This window comes from Streptomyces sp. NRRL S-87, from assembly GCF_000719335.1.
Lineage (GTDB): Bacteria > Actinomycetota > Actinomycetes > Streptomycetales > Streptomycetaceae > Streptomyces.
Genome location: NZ_JOGB01000030.1, coordinates 1 through 15,760 on the forward strand (window position 1 = coordinate 1; position 15,760 = coordinate 15,760).

The following is a 15,760-nucleotide window of genomic DNA, read 5'->3' on the forward strand; positions in this document are numbered from 1 at the left end:
ACCAGCTTCTTCGGCCCCTGCGCCGTCCGGATCTCCCGGATCTTGAAGTCCATCGCATCCCCTGAGCTGGGGTGTTGCGACGACCACTAGAACGGAAGCTTGCCCCTGGGGTGGGCCTGCCGCTGGGCCTGCAGGCCGCCCCTGTCAAGCGCCGAGGGGACCCACACACCACGCGACCCACCCCCGAAGCGAGCAAGCAGGCCCCAACACCGGCCGCACACCAGGCGCCCCCGGCCTTCCCCCACACCGCCCTCCCTCCCCCTCCTCAGTCACCTCCCTCACCCCCCGCCTCACCCACCCCTGACCAGCACCCGGTCCATCACGGGCACGTACCCGATCCGCCGGTAGACGCCGTTGCTCGTCGGATTGGCGAGGTCGGTGAACAGCAGTACCTCGGGCGTCCCGGCGAGGCGGGAGGCCTCGGCGGTGACCCCGGCGGCGTAGCCGCGCCCCCGGTGCTCCGGCGGGGTGTACACGGGACCGACCCTGCTGGCCCCGCCCAGCGGTCGGGTCCGGCAGGCCAGGGAGACGGGAGTCCCCTCGTGCTCCCACAGCACGACCCCGCCGTACCCGATCCGGTCCCGGACCCAGCCCTCGTCGGCCGGGGCCAGATCCTCCAGCTCCGCGGCGAAGGCGTTCACCCAGTCCAGTACCAGCGGAACGTCCGCCTCGCCGGCGATCCGCGGCGCACCGGGCGGGGCCGGGGCCGGCGGTACGAGCCCGGCGAGGCGGTAGAGCCGCTGCTCCTCGGTCACCCGCGACGGGCGGCCCCAGGCGCCGGCGAGCGACGCGGCATCGGAGCGCTCGGCGTTGAACCCGGTGACGCCCGCCAGCAGGGGCTCGGCCGCCAGGGCCGCGGCGAGCGGCCGCACGGACGCGGCCGGCAGCGCGGTGAGGAGCATCGGGTGCGGGCGGGTGCACAGCGCGGCCGCGGTGACGGTCCCGTCGGCCGCCGTCCACCAGCCGTACAGCGGCGGCTCCGCCCCGAAGGCGTTCGGCCCGCGCCGCCGGAGCGCGTCCACACAACTCAGCATCAGCGTGTTCTCTACTGGCCGGGCCTCCACCGTGGCGCCGGCGGCAGCCGCGAAGGCGCCCAGGTCCTCACCGAAAGTCCATGTCATGCCCGAGTATGGCCGGCCCTCCGGCCGGCGGCGCACGGCATTTTCCGGCGGGCGCCAGCCAGAAGGGGCCCCATCCACGTGCACGGGTCCGACGCCCTCGTGACGACGACGTACCCCGGCACCGTGCTCGGCGCGGCGGTCGAACCGCCCCGTGCCGACGGGACGGACCTCTACAGCCGCACGTACGCGGCGCCCGCGGTGTGGAGGCGGGCGTGGAGTTCGGCGAACACGGCGGCCGAGCGGTCGCCCGGCCAGTCGGAGGGCAGCAGGGCGGTCGGCAGGCCCGGGTCGGCGTACGGCAGCCGGCGCCAGGAGTCCAGCGCCATCAGGTAGTCGTGGTAGGCCTCCTGCGGGGCCGGTTCGCGCCCTGACTGCCAGCCGCGCAGCACGGGCTCGTGGCGGTCCAGGAACTCCTCGTGCTGCTTGGCGATGGCCGTCAGGTCCCACCACCGGCCCACCGCCTCGACGGTGGGCGCGAACCCGAGGTGCTCGCCGCGGAAGAGCTCCACGTACGGCCGCAGCTGCAGCCGCTCCAGCGTGTGCCGGGCCTCGTCGTACAGCCGGGCCGGGGCGATCCACACGCCCGGCGCCGCCGTCCCGAAGCCCAGCCGGGCCAGCCGCGAGCGCAGCAGGTGCCGCTTGTGCCGCTCCTGCTCCGGTACGGAGAACACGGCGAGTACCCAGCCCGCCTCGCCCGCCCCGCCGGTCTCGCCCGCCTCGGCCACGCCCGCCCCCGCGCCCGCCGCCACCGCGTCGCGGTAGCCGTAGATGCGCCGGTCGCCGTCCTCGAGGAGCTCGCGGGCCTCCGCCGACAGGCCGTACGCCGCCGCGCCCTCCGCCGTCCGGTCGGCGACCAGGAACCCGCGGCGTTTGAGGCGGGACACCGACGACCGCACGGACGGCGCGTCGACCCCGACGGCGCCCAGCAGGCGGATCAGCGAGGCCACCGGGACAGGGCCCGGTGCCGACCGCCCGTAGGCGCCGTAGAAGGTGACGATCAGGGATCGCGGGGTGTGCTGCTCGGCCACGGGTTCACTCTAGATCGCGCAGCCGGAACCGCTGCAGTTTGCCCGTCGCCGTGCGCGGCAGCGCGGGGGAGAAGACGAACACCCGCGGGCACTTGTGCGGGGCCAGCTCCGCCTTCATGAAGGCCTTCAGGTCCTCCTCCGTGACCGGCGACCCGTCCCGCAGCACGGTGTACGCCACCACGACCTGACCGCGCCGGTCGTCCGGCCGGCCCACGACCGCGGCCTCCAGCACGTCCGGGTGCCTCAGCAGGGCTTCCTCCACCTCCGGCCCGGCGATGTTGTACCCCGCGGAGATGATCATGTCGTCGGCGCGGGCGACATAGCGGAAGTACCCGTCCGGCTCGCGCACGTACGTGTCCCCGGTGACGTTCCAGCCGTCCCGGACGTACTCCTGCTGCCGCGGATCGGCCAGGTACCGGCAGCCCACCGGGCCGCGCACCGCCAGCAGTCCCGGCGCCCCGTCCGGTACCGGCCGCCCGGTCGGGTCCACCACCCGCGCCTGCCAGCCGGGCACCGGACGGCCGGTGGTCCCCGGGCGGATGTCGTCGTCCGCGGCCGAGATGAAGATGTGCAGCAGCTCGGTCGCGCCGATGCCGTTGATGATCCGCAGCCCGGTGGCCGCCCGCCAGGCCTCCCAGGTGGCCGCCGGCAGGTTCTCGCCCGCGGACACGCAGCGGCGCAGCGCGCCCAGGTCGTACGCCGTCCCCGCGGTCGTCCCCGCGGTCTGCGTCCCCGCGCCCGTCGCCCCCGCCTCGGCCGCCAGCTCGTCCAGCATCGCCCGGTACGCGGTCGGGGCAGTGAACAGCACCGACACCCGGTGCGCGGCCAGCGCCGGCAGCAGCTGCCGGGGCCCGGCCTGCTCCAGCAGCAGCGCCGAGGCGCCCACCCGCAGCGGGAAGACCACCAGCCCGCCCAGCCCGAAGGTGAACCCCAGCGGAGGACTGCCCGCGAACACGTCGTCCGGCTCCGCCCTGAGCACGTGCCGTCCGAAGGTGTCCGCGATCGCGAGCACGTCCCGGTGGAAGTGCATGCAGCCCTTGGGACGCCCCGTGGTGCCGGAGGTGAACGCGATCAGCGCCACGTCGTCGGCAGCGGTGTCCACCGCCGTGAACGGCTCGGGCCCGGCCGCGGCGACCAGGCCGAGCAGGTCGTCGGGCGCCTCCCCGCCGTACGGGGTGATCCGCAGCTCCGGTACCTCGGCCTTCACCAGGTCGTCCAGCGCGTCGACGTGGCACAGCGCGTGCGTCACGCGCGCCATGGCGCACACGGTCGCCAGCTCCGCCGACCGCTGCTGCGCCAGTACCGTCACGGCCACCGCCCCGGCCTTCGTCACGGCCAGCCAGCAGGCCGCCAACCACGGGCCCGTCGGCCCGCGCAGCAGCACCCGGTTGCCGGGGACGACGCCCAGGCGGCCGGTGAGGACGTGCGCGATCCGGTCGACCCGGTCGCTCAGCTCCCCGTACGACCACACCGCCCCGTCCGCCGTCCGGAAGGCCGGGCGGTCCGGGCCCAGCCGGGCGACGGTGGCGTCCAGCAGCTCGGCCCCGCAGTTCAGCCGGTCCGGATAGGCCAGCTCGGGCAGCTCGAAGAGCAGTCGGGGCCACTGGCCCGGCGGCGGCAGGTGGTCGCGCGCGAAGGTGTCGGCGTGGGCGGATGGCAGGAGATCCAAGGCGGGATCGCCCCCTTGCGGGTGTCCGGAGGGAGGGGTGGTGGTCCGGAAAAGGGGTGGTGCCGGGTGCCGTGCGGTCGCCCCACGAGCGTATCGTGATGGTGACGGCAGTCAACCGAACGCGATAGAACTGACCGACGCGTTGGAACCGACCGAAGCTCCGACCACCGCGACAGAACTGACCGAACGCGACTGACCGCGACGCCCCCCGTCGCGACGGAAATGAGGCCGCCCGTGCCCGGTTTCGCGCTCGACCCCGACCAGCAGCAGTGGTGCGCCCGGCTGCGGACCCTGGCCGCCGACCGGCTGCGCCCGCTCGCCGACAAGGGCGAACCCGGCCGCGTCAACCGCCCCCTCCTCGCCGCCCTCGGCGAACTCGGCCTCCTCGACAGGGTGTTCACCTCCGGTGCGCTCGACCTGTGCCTCCTGCGGGAATCCCTCGCCCACGCGTGCACCGAGGCCGAGACGGCCCTCGCCCTGCAGGGCCTCGGCGGCCACCCCGTGCTGCGCTCCGGCACGCCCTCACAGCGTGACCGCTGGCTGCCCGAGGTGCGCGCCGGACGCGCCGTGGCCGCCTTCGCGCTCAGCGAGCCGGCGGCCGGCTCCGACGCCGCCGCCCTGACCCTGCGCGCCGAGCCGGACGGCTCCGGGTGGCGGCTGACCGGCGAGAAGACCTGGATCTCCAACGCCCCCGAGGCGGACTTCTACACCGTCTTCGCCCGGACGGGTGAGGACGGCGGGGCCCGCGGGGTCACCGCCTTCCTGGTCCCGGCCGACCGGCCGGGGCTCACCGGGCGTCCGCTGGACATGCTCTCCCCGCACCCGATCGGCTCCCTCGCCTTCGACGGGGTCCCGGTCACGGCCGAGGACCGGCTCGGCGCGCCCGGCGGCGGCTTCCGGGTCGCCATGGAGACCCTCAACCTCTTCCGGCCCAGCGTCGGCGCCTTCGCCGTGGGCATGGCCCAGGCCGCCCTCGACGCCACCCTCGTCCACACCGCCGGGCGGTCCGCCTTCGGCGGCGTGCTCGCCGACCTCCAGGCCGTCTCCCACCGGGTCGCCGAGATGGCCACCCGCACCGAGGCCGCCCGGCTGCTGGTGTACGCGGCGGCCGGCGCGTACGACAGCGGGGACCCGGACGTGCCGCGGCGGGCGGCCATGGCCAAGCTGATGGCCACCGAGACCGCCCAGTACGTCGTCGACCACGCCGTCCAGCTGCACGGCGCCCGCGCCCTCGAACGCGGCCACCTGCTCGAACACCTCTACCGGGAGGTGCGCGCCCCCCGTATCTACGAGGGCGCCAGCGAGGTCCAGCGGACCATCATCGCCAAGGAGCTCTACCGATGACCACCGTGCCCGTACGGAAGCGGAAGGCCGGGGATGCCCGATGAGCCTGGAGCGCGTGAACCCCGCCGAACTGTCCCCGCCCACCGGCTTCTCGCACGCCGTGGTCGCCACCGGCTCCCGACTGGTGATGCTCGCCGGGCAGACCGCCCTGGACGGGGCGGGCCGGGTCGTCGGCGACACGCTGCCGGAGCAGTTCGAGACGGCGCTGGCCAACCTGCTCGCCGCCCTGAAGGCGGCCGGCGGTACGCCCGACCGGCTGGCCCGGGTCACCGTGTACGCCGTAGACGTCGCCGACTACCGGGCCTGCGCCCCCGAACTCGGTCGCATCTGGCGCCGGTTGGCGGGACGCGACTATCCGGCCATGGCGGTGATCGGCACGACCCGGTTGTGGGACGAGGAAGCCCTGGTCGAGCTCGACGGGATCGCCGTGCTCGACCAGGGCTGAGGTCGCAGGGCCCGTCACGCGGGCCCTGCGAGGAGGCGCGGGGTCAGTGGCTGCCCATCTCGCCCAGCGTCCTCTGGAACGCGTTGGCGTAGAGCCGGGCGCCCTCGAGCTTCGGGTGGAAGGACTGGGCCGAGATGCCCGCCTTGATCAGGTCGATGTCGATCAGTGGGTCGTCGCTCTCGACCAGGTCCTTCACGAAGCCGTGGACCGACTCCGGGTCACCGCAGATGGCCTTGCCCTTGAAATCCTCCTTCGGGTTGGAGAACCAGGCCTGCACGCCCTGGGCCCGGACGTCGTTCACGGCCGCCGCCATCTCGTCCAGCAGCGTGTTGCCGACGCCGTTGAGGAAGTTCGTCTGCACCATGCCCAGGCCGACGCAGAGACCGTTGTTCTCCAGCAGCGGCGGGTAGCCCATCAGCACGATCCGGGCGAACGGAGCGCGGGCGTGGATCGCCATCAGCGTCTTGGTGATCTGCGGGTGCACGAGGTTCTTGATCCGGTCGGGCAGGTAGGAACTGAGCGGTGGCGAGTCCTTGCCGGTCTTCGTGCCGTCCGCGAGCACGTCCTCCACGTGACTGCGCGAGCAGTCGACCTTGTCGGCGTAGCAGGACGTGAACACCGAGGTGAAGAGGGTGTCGTTGCCGCCGATGGAGATCGTGACGAGGTCGGTGTGCTGGTCGAGGTACCCCAGGTCGAGCTGCGGCAGCTCGCCGTACTCGGACTTGCCGAAGCCCTCGGCCTTGGTGAGGACGTTGTAGGTGCGGGCACCGGAGCAGGCGATCAGGTGGTAGTCCATCGACGGGTCACGGGTGTCGGCCAGCGTGCCGATCGACTGGCTGGTTCCCGGGAGGGTGGCCTGGCGGGACCAGGCCTTGGTCGAGCGGTGGCAGGCGTCCCGGGTCGAGGGGTTCGTGCTGTCCCGGTAGTTGCTCTCCTTGTAGTAGTCGGCGCCGCCGGTGGCCGACACACCCTCGCCCGAGGAGTAGGAGTCGCCCATCGAGACGATCATGTGCTGCGGCCGGCCGGGCAGCGGCTGGAAGGCCACCGCGTCCCAGGCGACGTCCTCGCTGCCGTTGCCGCCGTCGGCGTGCGTGCTCAGCGACACCTTGGGGGTGCCGGTGAAGTGGAAGGCGCCGAGGTCGACCCAGCGGTTCTCCCGGGTGCGCTGCGGGGCCACGCGGACCGGGCTGGTGGAGTCCGTGCCCTGGATGACGTACTTCGCCTGGCGGGTGTGCGCACCGTGGTCGGGCATGTGGACCACGACCCGGGCCCAGCCGCTGCCCGGGATGTTCTGGCCCAGCGTCCAGGTGCCGGTGGTCAGCAGGCGGCCGCCGTCGTGGTCGGCGGTGTCACGGGTGTGCGAGAACCAGAAGTGGTTGCCGTAGCCGCCGCCGATCTGGTGCATGTCGATCTTGCCGGGGTACGTGCCGTTCCAGAGGGTGAAGTCGAACTTGAACGTGCCCGCGGAGGCGACCGCACCGCAGCTGCGCGCGTCGGAGCCGGCCGGGCGCCAGCCGTTGGGCACGTCGTCGACGATCAACGCGTTCGAGGGCAGGCCCGTGTCCACGCCCTGCGAGGAGATGACGGGGCACCGCGGCGGGTACGAGGAGTTCTCGTCCGGCTGCTCGGGGTAGGTCGTGTCGAAGCGGTGGGTGGCCTGGCCGCACTGGTTCTGGTCGCAGTTCTTGTACGAAACCGAGTGGTGGTGCCAGCAGTGGAGGTCGGCGCGGTTGCACGCCCCCAGCCCGGGCTCGTTCTTGTCGTCCGGCCCGATCCGGTCCGGGTTGCACTCGTTCGTGGCGTCGCAGAACATCGCCTCGGACGGCTTCAGGCCCGCGGTCCGATCTGCGGCCGTCGCCCACCAGGCCTGCCGGTAGGCGACGCCCATCGTGCCGGGCTTGAACATGGCCGACAGGGGGCGGGCCGCCCAGCCCATCACCTTCTCCTGGTACGGCCAGTCCTGCGGATGTGACGCGTGGGAGTAGTCGTCACCGCCGTTGGCGGCCTCGAGGAAGGGCGTGCGGTTGGCCTTCCAGAGCGGGTTGGCCGGGTTGTTGGTCCAGCCCACGCCCCACGTGCCGTTGTTCTTGCCCGCGTCGGCCTGCGGGTAGAAACCCGCGTTGTACGCCCACAGGGCGAACTGCCAGTTCTCGATGTACTTGGGCTTGGCGTTGTTGAGGGTCAGCCCCGCGTCCCGGGTCTGGTTCCACTTCTCGGCGAGCTTGTCCGCGCCCGCGGCGATGTTGGCCGTGTAGTCGAGCGCCGCCGCCTCCTGCTGGATGGTGCTGATCGTAGGCTGGTCGTGGTCCGGCAGGCGCATGCCGTCGGTGATCTGCGTGATGCCGTAACCGCAGTCCGCCTTCTTCCAGTTGACGGCCCACGGGTCACCCTGCTGGCCGTTCGGCGCGTACTCGATGCCGTAGTAGTTGCCGATCAGCGGGTTGCCGGTGGTGCCGGGCACGACCATGCGGCTGGCCTGCCACATGTTCGACTCCTGCGCGGTGATGCCCAGGAGGATCTGTGCCGGGATGTGCCACTCGTCGGCCTTGTCGACGTACCCGTTCGGGTCGCCGCTCAGGACGCGCAGCGGGAAGAGCGACTGCGGCTTGTAGCCGGCCATGCCCGTGCCCTTCCAGTTGGGCAGCCGGACGATCTTGGAGTCCAGGGCGTTGATGACCGCCTGGTCCACCGCCCACTCCACCTGGCGGGGCGTGGGCTGGAAGGCCTGCCTGCGGATGTCGCCGCGGGCCACGGAGCAGGTGCGCTCCGCCTCGACCGGGTCGTTCGGGTCGGCGGCCTGGACGCCGGCCGTGCCCTTGGGGGCGGCGGAGCGTACGGGCGCCCCCGCGCGCGGGGCCAGGGCCGGGGACATGGCGGCACCGGCCGCCACCTGGGCGGGGGCCACGGGCTCGGCGCCCGGGGTGGCCTGCAGCGCGACCGCCCGGCCGGTTCCCAGCACCTTCACGCCGGTGACCACCGTGCGCTCGGTGACCGCCTGGCTGGGGTTGACCGGCGAGCCGCCCGCGCCGTGCGCCCAGCGGGAGGTGACGGCCGCCTGGCCGCGGGTGCTCAGCAGCGCGCCCTTGGCGAGGCCGCCGGGGTTGTGCACGTGCGCGGGCAGGGTGCCGGCGGTGCGCGCGGCGCCGGTGACGTACACCTCGCCGGAGGCGGAGCCGGCCACGTCGAGTCCGGTGAACTCGCCGGTGGCCACCACGCGGGCGGTGCGGGTCGCGTCGGCCGCGGCACTGCCGGCGGCCTTGCCGGTACGGGTGCCGGCGGTGCGGACCGCGGTGGCGTCCACGTGCTTGACCTGGCCGACCGGCTTGGCGCCCTTGGGCTGCCGGGCGGGCCGGTCCAGGAAGGTGATGCCGCCGGCCGCGTCCTTGGTGATCTCGAACGGGGTCTGCTCGGCGGTGGCGATCCGGCGGCGGACGCCGTCCTTGCCGATCCGGACCAGGTCCCGGCCGGCGGCGGCGACGACCTCGCCGCCGCCGTACGGGATCGCGGACGTGACCTGGCCGGGCAGCTGGCGCGGCGCGGCCGCGCGCCCGGCGGAGGCGTCGACCGTGACGAGACGGGTGGCGTTGCGCCGGGAGGCGTCGTCGGTGAACTGCGACAGCACCGCCTGCTCGCCCTCGCCGCAGCCGGGGGAGAAGAACGACAGCGAGGCGCGGACGGGCAGCTTGGTGACCTTGCCGGTGGCGAGGTCGACCACGGCGGTGAACGCGCCGCGGGTCATCAGCTCGGGCTTGTTGGTGAACGTCCGCGGGGCGTAGGCCACCACGGCCCGTCGACCGGACTCCGTCACACAGGCGTTGCCGATCCAGGCGTCGGTGTCGAAGCCCGGCTCGGACAGCGTGGCGGCGGTCTTCCAGCGGTAGCCGGCCGCGGCGTCGGCGACCAGGACGTGGAAGCCGGCCGCGTCGCCCGAGGTGGTCCAGGCCCGGTCCGAGGCCTTCCCGACCACGCTCCTGCGCGCGGCGGGCGGGACCGCGGCCGGGTGCTGTTCGGCGCCGGCGCCTGCGGTGGCCGGGCGGGCGTCCGTGCGCGGGACGGGAGCGGCGCCGGCCGTGCCGGCGGGCAGGGCGAGGGACGAGGTCATCGCGGCCGTCGCGAGCAGGACGGCGACCGCCGAATGCCGGCCGGGGCCTCGTCCGGGGCCCTTTGGGCCCGGCCGTGAGAGCGGGCTGACGGATCTTCTCAAGGTGGTCTCTTCCATGCGTCCGTGCCGGAGCCGCCCGGGCGCACGAGGGCGCGCGGGAGGACGTCCGGCAGTGGGAGGTGAGGTGAGGTGAAGTGAGGAGAAACGGCCGCCGCGGGGGTGGCCGGTCGCGGGACGGGCTCGATGACCGGCCCCGACCGGCAGAAATGTAGGGCGTGTTCGGGCTGGTGGGGGGAGTCGCGAGTGTCTCTGGGACGTCTCCGGGGGGCGGGGGGTGTGGGACGGGGTGTGGGGGACGACGGGAGACGGCGGGGACGTACCGGGGACGGGCGGTGGGCGCCGGGAGGTCGGGGGCGTGCGCCGCGGCGGGCGGGCGCGGGGGGTCCCGGGGCGTCCCGCGTGTGCCGCGGGGTCCCGGCGGGCGGATGGGATCCGGGGTGGGAACCGGTTCCCCGGTCCCGTGCCGCGGCGGGTACCGGCCGGGGAGCGCGGGGTGCGGGGGTACGTCCCGCCCCGGGGGCTCCCGCGGGCGGCCGTGGGAAGTCCGTGGGCCCCGGGCGGGATTGCGGGACGGCCGGCGCCTGGCGGGCCGGGAACCGCCGGGACCACGGCGGGACGGGCCGGGACGCCGCCGCCGTCGGGGGCGCAGGGGACGCGCGACTCGGGACGGCCGTCCCGGGGCGGTGGGGCGAAGGGCCGGGTTCGGCCGGGGCCCGGTCGGTCCTCGGAGGGGCCGGGGAGGGTCCGCGGTCCCCGACCGGGGACGGGTCGCGCGTACGGCCGAGGACGGATGCGGTCCCCGACCGGGGACGGGATGCGGGTACGGCAGAGGCCGGCTGCACCGCTCCGGGAAGGGCGGGGCAGCCGGCCTCTGCCGGTCAGTTGCGGTGCGGGTCGCTACCAGGTCCTCTTGACAGCCCCTGCCGTGAATCGCCTGGGGTTCTCCGTCACACCGCGGGGCGGACTAGTACCAACGCTGGTTCAGGCCCCAGTGGCAGTCCCACTGGGTGGCCGGGGCGCCGTTGTCGATGCGCCAGCCGCCGATCTCCAGGCACTTGCCGCTGTTCACGTTGTACAGGGCCACCGTGTAGGTGCTCGTGGGGCGCAGCTGCCACAGCTGGTTGGCGCCGCCGTGGCAGTCCCACTGGTCGATGGTCGCGCCGTTGGCGGTGGACCAGCCCTGGACCTCGAGGCACTTGCCGCTCTTGGCGTTGCGGATGAGCCGGGCGTTTCCGCGGGTTTCCCCGATCCACTGCTGGTTGGCGCCGCCGTGGCAGTCCCACTGGTCGACGGCCGCGCCGTCGGCGGTGGACCAGCCGCTCACTTCCAGGCAGAGGTTGCTGTAGTTGTTGTTCAGCGTGCCCCACTGGGACAGTTCCACGGCCGCGGCGGGTGAGGCGGGCACGGCGAGCGAGATGAGCACGGCGCCGAGGGCGGCACCCAGGGCACGGCGGACGGACTTGATGATGGTCAGGCGCACGAAGAAATTCCCCCATATGGCCGGTCACGGCCGCTTTCAACGAATTCGAACCGACCATACTTGATCTTGAAGTCGTCACCAAGGCGGTGGGGCCGGGACCGGGTCAGGGACGGAGGTGGGCCAGGACGGAGGCCAGGGCGTGGCGGATGGCCTTGCGGGACTCGTCCGTGGGGTCCAGGGTCTCGAAGCCGTGGTGGCCGTTGGGCACGTCGACGACCTCGAGTTCCGCGGCGCAGTCCCGGGCCGAGGCGAGGAACTCCTCGACGGTCGCGTCGATCTCCGCCGTCTCCCGGCCCGCCCGGGTCAGGACGATCGGGAGGTTCCCGGCGCGGCGCACCGCCTCCGCCGGGCGGAACCGGCCTTCGGGGAGGCCCCAGTTGCCCATCGGGACCAGCACCGGGTACGTCGCGGCCAGGCAGCGCAGCCAGGCCGGGGGAGCGGACAGCCACTCCGCCGAGAGCAGGCTGCCGCCGGAGAAGAACCACAGCGCGACGCGGTCCCCGTCCACCCGGGGGTCGGCCCGCAGCTGCTCCACCGCGGACGCGACGTCCGCGGCGGCGCGCGGGAAGTCCGTGAGGTCGTGCAGCCGGTGGTCGAGCACCGCGCCCACCACCCCGGCCTCGACCGCGAGACGGGCGTACCCGGTCATCAGCGTCCAGTCGCGCGGGGTGGGCCGGGCGTCGGCGGGCACCGGGCCGCCGTGGACGAACAGCACGGCGGGCAGGGGGCCGTCGGCGTCCGGCAGGTACAGGTCGAGCCGGTCGTGGCGCTCGCGCGGCACCTCGGGCGCCTCGAGCGCGAACGGCTTCAGGTGCGCCGGGAGTTCCGCGTCGGGACGGGTCAGCCGGTGGCCCTCGCCGGCGGCCGCGGCCAGCAGCGCGCCGGCCAGCCCGTCGGGGTGGGAGAGCATCGGCCAGTGGCCGGTGGCGAGCTCGAAGAAGGAGACGCGCGGATCGACGAGGGCCTGCAGGGCGGGGTGGCCCATGTTCACGAAGTTCTGGACCAGTTCGATGCCCGCCCCGTTGCCGGTGCACAGCACGGCCGACGTGGGCACCGCGGCCACCGCCCCCGTGAGGCGGAGCGGCTGGAGGAGGGTCCCCAGCGGCTGGGGCACGGCGCGCAGGGTCAGCCGCTCCAGCTCTTCCGCCGGGACCCCGGCGGTGCTGCCCCAGCGCTGCCACTCGGTGGCGTGGGCCGGGGCGGGGAGCAGGCCGGCGGCGGCCTCGCCGCCCTGCTCGGCCAGCAGCGCCAGTTCCTCGCGCAGCGCCTGGTCGGGCACGGCGGCCAGAGCCGGCAGGCCGTCCTGCGGCATGCCCGCGTCGGCGTACACGATCCGCGTGACGCGCTCCGCGCGCCGGTCGGCGGCGCCCAGCACCGGGTGGATCCCGTAGTCGTGGCCGACGAGCACCAGGTCCTGTCCGGCCTCGACCGCGTCGATCGCCCGGACGACGTCGGCGATGTGCGTCTCCAGGTCCGTGCCGGGGGCGGCGGCAGCCTCCCCGTCGAGCCCGGTGAGGGTCACCGCGTGCGCCTCGGCACCCGCCGCGGCCAGTCGCGCCACCGTCGCGTCCCACACGTACCCGCCGGTGAACACACCCGCCACCAGAATGAATGCGGTCATGGCCTTCTCCCCTTCGTCGTGCCCCGGAAGCCGCCCGGCGGCGGCTCCGTACGGTCTGCGCGCGGACGGCACCCCCGTTTTCATGATCGCCGTCCGCGCTCGCGAGTAGGGTAGGAACTCCCGTTGGGGGAGGTTCAAGTGACGATTCCGCAGGACGGCCCGTGGAGCATCGGCGAACTCGCCGAGCGCGCCGGCACCACCGTCAAGACGGTCCGCTTCTATTCCGACGGCGGCCTGCTGCCCGAAGCCTCCCGCAGCTCCGGGGGGCACCGCCGGTACGGGCCGGACGCGCTGGACCGGCTGGAGCTGATCCGCTCGCTGCGGGCGCTGGACCTGCCCGTGCCCGAGGTGCGGCGGATCCTGGAGGACGACGGGACGGGCGGCGCCGTGCTGGCGGACGCCGTCGCCGGGCAGTTGCGCGAACTGGGCGACCGGATCCAGGCGTTGCGGTGGCGCGAGGCGGGTCTGCAGCTGGTCCAGGAGTGCGCGCCCGAGGAGCGGGCCGACCGGCTGCGGCTGATCGGTGCGGTGGCGGCGCCGCCGAACACGGACACGCTGGTGCGGTTCTGGCGGGCCTGGCTGCCGCCGCGGATGGCGGCCCCGGACCGGGCGGCGTTCCTCGAGGTCGCCGTGCCGGCCCCGCCGGTAGATCCGGAGCCCGGGCAGGTACTGGCCTTCGCCCGGCTCAACGCCTTCGTGACGCAGCCGTGCATCGCGGACCACCCCTGCCAGCCGGCCGCGCACCACTCTCCCGAGTTCCGGCCGGACGTGCTGTACGCGGGCCTGGCCGAGGCGTACGACCTGGCCGCACCGCACCTGCGACGGGGGCGGGAACCGCGGTCGGGGGAGGCCCTGGACTGCTTCGTGGGGGCGTACGCCGACGCGTTCCGGACCCGCGACACGGCCGGCTTCCGGCACGTGCTGGGGGACCAGCTCGCGGGGGACCCGCGCATCGACCGCTACTGGGAGCTGGTGGCGGAGGTGCGGGGGTCGCGGGACGGCCGGCCGGTGCCCACCCCGGGCGCCGCACACGACTGGCTGCTCGCCGCCCTGACCGCGGACCCGGCCCTGCGGGCGGCGTGAGGCCGGGCGCCGGATCGGGGGGGCGCGGCGGCTCAACCACCGTGCCCGTCCGGGCGTCTGCTCCTGTGAGACCCGGTGACGGCCGGGTGACGACCGGGGGAAGGGGCACTGACGATGGAAGAGGCCGTGTTCGCGGTGGGCAAGGTGGTGGTCCGGGTGGTCGAAGGACTGCTGTACGCCGCCGGCGACGTGCTGCTGGGACTGCGGCCGGACGCCCCGGCCGAGCGGGCCGGGGAGCGCCGCGACGAGAGTCGGTGACGCCCCCGCGTGCGGCGGGACCGCAGGGGTCCCGCCGCACGCGGCGCGATCAGTGCGTGCCGTGGAGCAGGGTGCCCATCCACTCCTCGATGCCGGCCACGGTGCGCGGCAGCGCGCCCGACATCAGCCGGGCGCCGTCCTCGGTGATGACCAGGTCGTCCTCGATGCGGACGCCGATGCCGCGCAGTTCGGCGGGGAGCGTCTCGTCGTCGGGCTGGAGGTAGAGGCCGGGCTCGACCGTGAGGACCTGGCCCTCCTCCAGCACGCCGTCCAGGTACGTCTCGGCACGGGCCTTCGCGCAGTCGTGCACGTCGAGGCCGAGCATGTGGCCGCTGCTGCACAGGGTGTAGCGGCGGTGCAGGTCGCCCTCGGCGTCCTTGAGCACGCCCCAGTCGGCAAGGCCCTCTGCGATCACGCGCATGCCGGCCCGGTGGAAGTCGCGGAAGCTGGCTCCCGGCCGCAGCGCGGCGATGCCGGCCTCCTGCGCGGCGAGCACCAGCTCGTACACCTGCTTCTGGACGGGGGAGAAGCGGCCCGACAGCGGCAGGGTGCGGGTGATGTCGGCGGTGTAGAGGCTGTCGGTCTCCACTCCCGCGTCGAGCAGCAGCAGTTCGTCCCGGTCCAGCCGGCCGTCGTTGCGGATCCAGTGCAGGACGCATGCGTGCGCGCCGGAGGCGGCGATGGTCTCGTACCCGAGGCCGTTGCCCTCGGCGCGGGCCCGCAGCCCGAACACGCCCTCGATCCAGCGCTCGCCGCGCGGGTGCGCGAGGGCCCGGGGGAGCGCCCGTACGACGTCCTCGAAGCCGGCGGCGGTGTGGTCGACGGCGAGCTGGAGCTGGCCGACCTCCCAGGCGTCTTTGACGAGTCGGAGCTCCGACAGCGCGGCGGCGAGCTCGGGGTCGGCGGTGGCGTCGCGCCCCGTGGGAGTGCCGAGGGTGTCGAGGTGGGCGCAGCGCAGGCCGGTGAGTCGCTCGGCCTCGGCGAGGTCGGGGCGGCGGCCCACCCAGAACTCGCCGTAGCGGCGGTCGCGGTAGAACTCCTCGGTGCCGTCGGCGCGGGCCGAGCGCGGCCGCAGGTAGAGGACCGCCTCGTGGCCTTGCGGGCCGGCGGGCTCCAGGACCAGGACGTGGCCGACCTGGTCCTCGCCGGTCAGGCCGGTGAGCCAGGCGTACGCGCTGTGTGGGCGGAAGCGGTGGTCGCAGTCGTTGGAGCGGACCCGTAGTTCGCCGGCCGGGACGATCAGCCGCTCGCCGGGGAAGCGGGCGGAGAGCCGGGCGCGCCGGGCCGGGGTGACGGCGTACGCGTCGACCCGGGCGTCGGCGGGCAGCGGAGAGGGCGCCCAGCTGCCGGCCATGAACCGGCTCAACTCCGGTGATGCGGGCAGGTCGTGGCTGCCGATGTGCAGGCGGGAGGGGGTCTCGGGCACGGGTGCTCCCTCGGGGGCGGCGGGCGGAATGTGTAGTTCCGAAAAACGGGAGATGCACACCTCTTGTCAGTGCAATTTCACATTACTATGTTACAGCTCACATGGCACCGGGCATGCACCCGT

11 protein-coding genes are annotated in these 15,760 nt (G+C 74.3%); 4 read left to right on the top strand and 7 right to left on the bottom strand.

The features are described 5' to 3' along the window. Positions 1–290: 290 nt before the first annotated feature. The 3 genes from IF43_RS0120105 to IF43_RS0120115 all read right to left on the bottom strand — a co-directional run bounded on the left by IF43_RS0120105 (position 291) and on the right by IF43_RS0120115 (position 3,818). Positions 291–1,121, bottom strand: a complete 831-nt coding sequence (locus tag IF43_RS0120105) for a GNAT family N-acetyltransferase (RefSeq protein ID WP_030202335.1) — start codon at positions 1,119–1,121, stop codon at positions 291–293. A gap of 170 nt (positions 1,122–1,291) precedes the next feature. Next, positions 1,292–2,149 carry a PaaX family transcriptional regulator C-terminal domain-containing protein gene (locus IF43_RS0120110; RefSeq protein ID WP_030202338.1) on the bottom strand — a complete coding sequence of 286 codons (858 nt, stop codon included), beginning with the start codon at positions 2,147–2,149 and terminating at the stop codon, positions 1,292–1,294. Positions 2,150–2,153: 4 nt separating this feature from the next. Next, positions 2,154–3,818, bottom strand: a complete 1,665-nt coding sequence (locus IF43_RS0120115; protein ID WP_030202342.1) for an AMP-binding protein — start codon at positions 3,816–3,818, stop codon at positions 2,154–2,156. A gap of 234 nt (positions 3,819–4,052) precedes the next feature. Between IF43_RS0120115 and IF43_RS0120120 the strand changes: the two genes are divergently transcribed. Both IF43_RS0120120 and IF43_RS0120125 read left to right on the top strand, forming a co-directional pair. Further along, positions 4,053–5,162 carry an acyl-CoA dehydrogenase family protein gene (locus IF43_RS0120120; RefSeq protein ID WP_030202344.1) on the top strand — a complete coding sequence of 370 codons (1,110 nt, stop codon included), beginning with the start codon at positions 4,053–4,055 and terminating at the stop codon, positions 5,160–5,162. 40 nt (positions 5,163–5,202) lie between these two features. After that, a complete protein-coding gene (locus tag IF43_RS0120125) occupies positions 5,203–5,607 on the top strand; it encodes a RidA family protein (RefSeq protein ID WP_030202355.1) in 405 nt (134 codons plus the stop codon). A gap of 43 nt (positions 5,608–5,650) precedes the next feature. Here the strand turns inward: IF43_RS0120125 and IF43_RS43525 are convergent, their stop codons facing one another. From IF43_RS43525 to IF43_RS0120140, 3 genes are all read right to left on the bottom strand, one after another. Continuing rightward, a complete protein-coding gene (locus tag IF43_RS43525; protein WP_030202357.1) occupies positions 5,651–9,709 on the bottom strand; it encodes a GDSL-type esterase/lipase family protein in 4,059 nt (1,352 codons plus the stop codon). 1,024 nt (positions 9,710–10,733) lie between these two features. After that, the gene (locus IF43_RS0120135) at positions 10,734–11,249 is read right to left on the bottom strand and encodes an RICIN domain-containing protein (protein ID WP_030202360.1); all 516 of its coding nucleotides are present in this window, start codon (positions 11,247–11,249) and stop codon (positions 10,734–10,736) included. A gap of 103 nt (positions 11,250–11,352) precedes the next feature. Further along, complete coding sequence (locus IF43_RS0120140; RefSeq protein ID WP_030202363.1) at positions 11,353–12,870, bottom strand: alpha/beta fold hydrolase; 1,518 nt, start codon at positions 12,868–12,870, stop codon at positions 11,353–11,355. 138 nt (positions 12,871–13,008) lie between these two features. Between IF43_RS0120140 and IF43_RS0120145 the strand changes: the two genes are divergently transcribed. Both IF43_RS0120145 and IF43_RS41705 read left to right on the top strand, forming a co-directional pair. After that, on the top strand, positions 13,009–13,953 hold the full coding sequence (locus IF43_RS0120145) for a MerR family transcriptional regulator (protein ID WP_030202364.1): 945 nt from the start codon (positions 13,009–13,011) through the stop codon (positions 13,951–13,953). 114 nt (positions 13,954–14,067) lie between these two features. After that, positions 14,068–14,211 carry a hypothetical protein gene (locus IF43_RS41705; protein WP_158939405.1) on the top strand — a complete coding sequence of 48 codons (144 nt, stop codon included), beginning with the start codon at positions 14,068–14,070 and terminating at the stop codon, positions 14,209–14,211. A 49-nt stretch (positions 14,212–14,260) separates the two neighbouring features. On the opposite strand, the gene IF43_RS0120155 is transcribed toward IF43_RS41705, so the two are convergent. After that, positions 14,261–15,637 carry an aminopeptidase P family protein gene (locus IF43_RS0120155; RefSeq protein ID WP_030202366.1) on the bottom strand — a complete coding sequence of 459 codons (1,377 nt, stop codon included), beginning with the start codon at positions 15,635–15,637 and terminating at the stop codon, positions 14,261–14,263. Between the last annotated feature and the right edge of the window lie 123 nt (positions 15,638–15,760).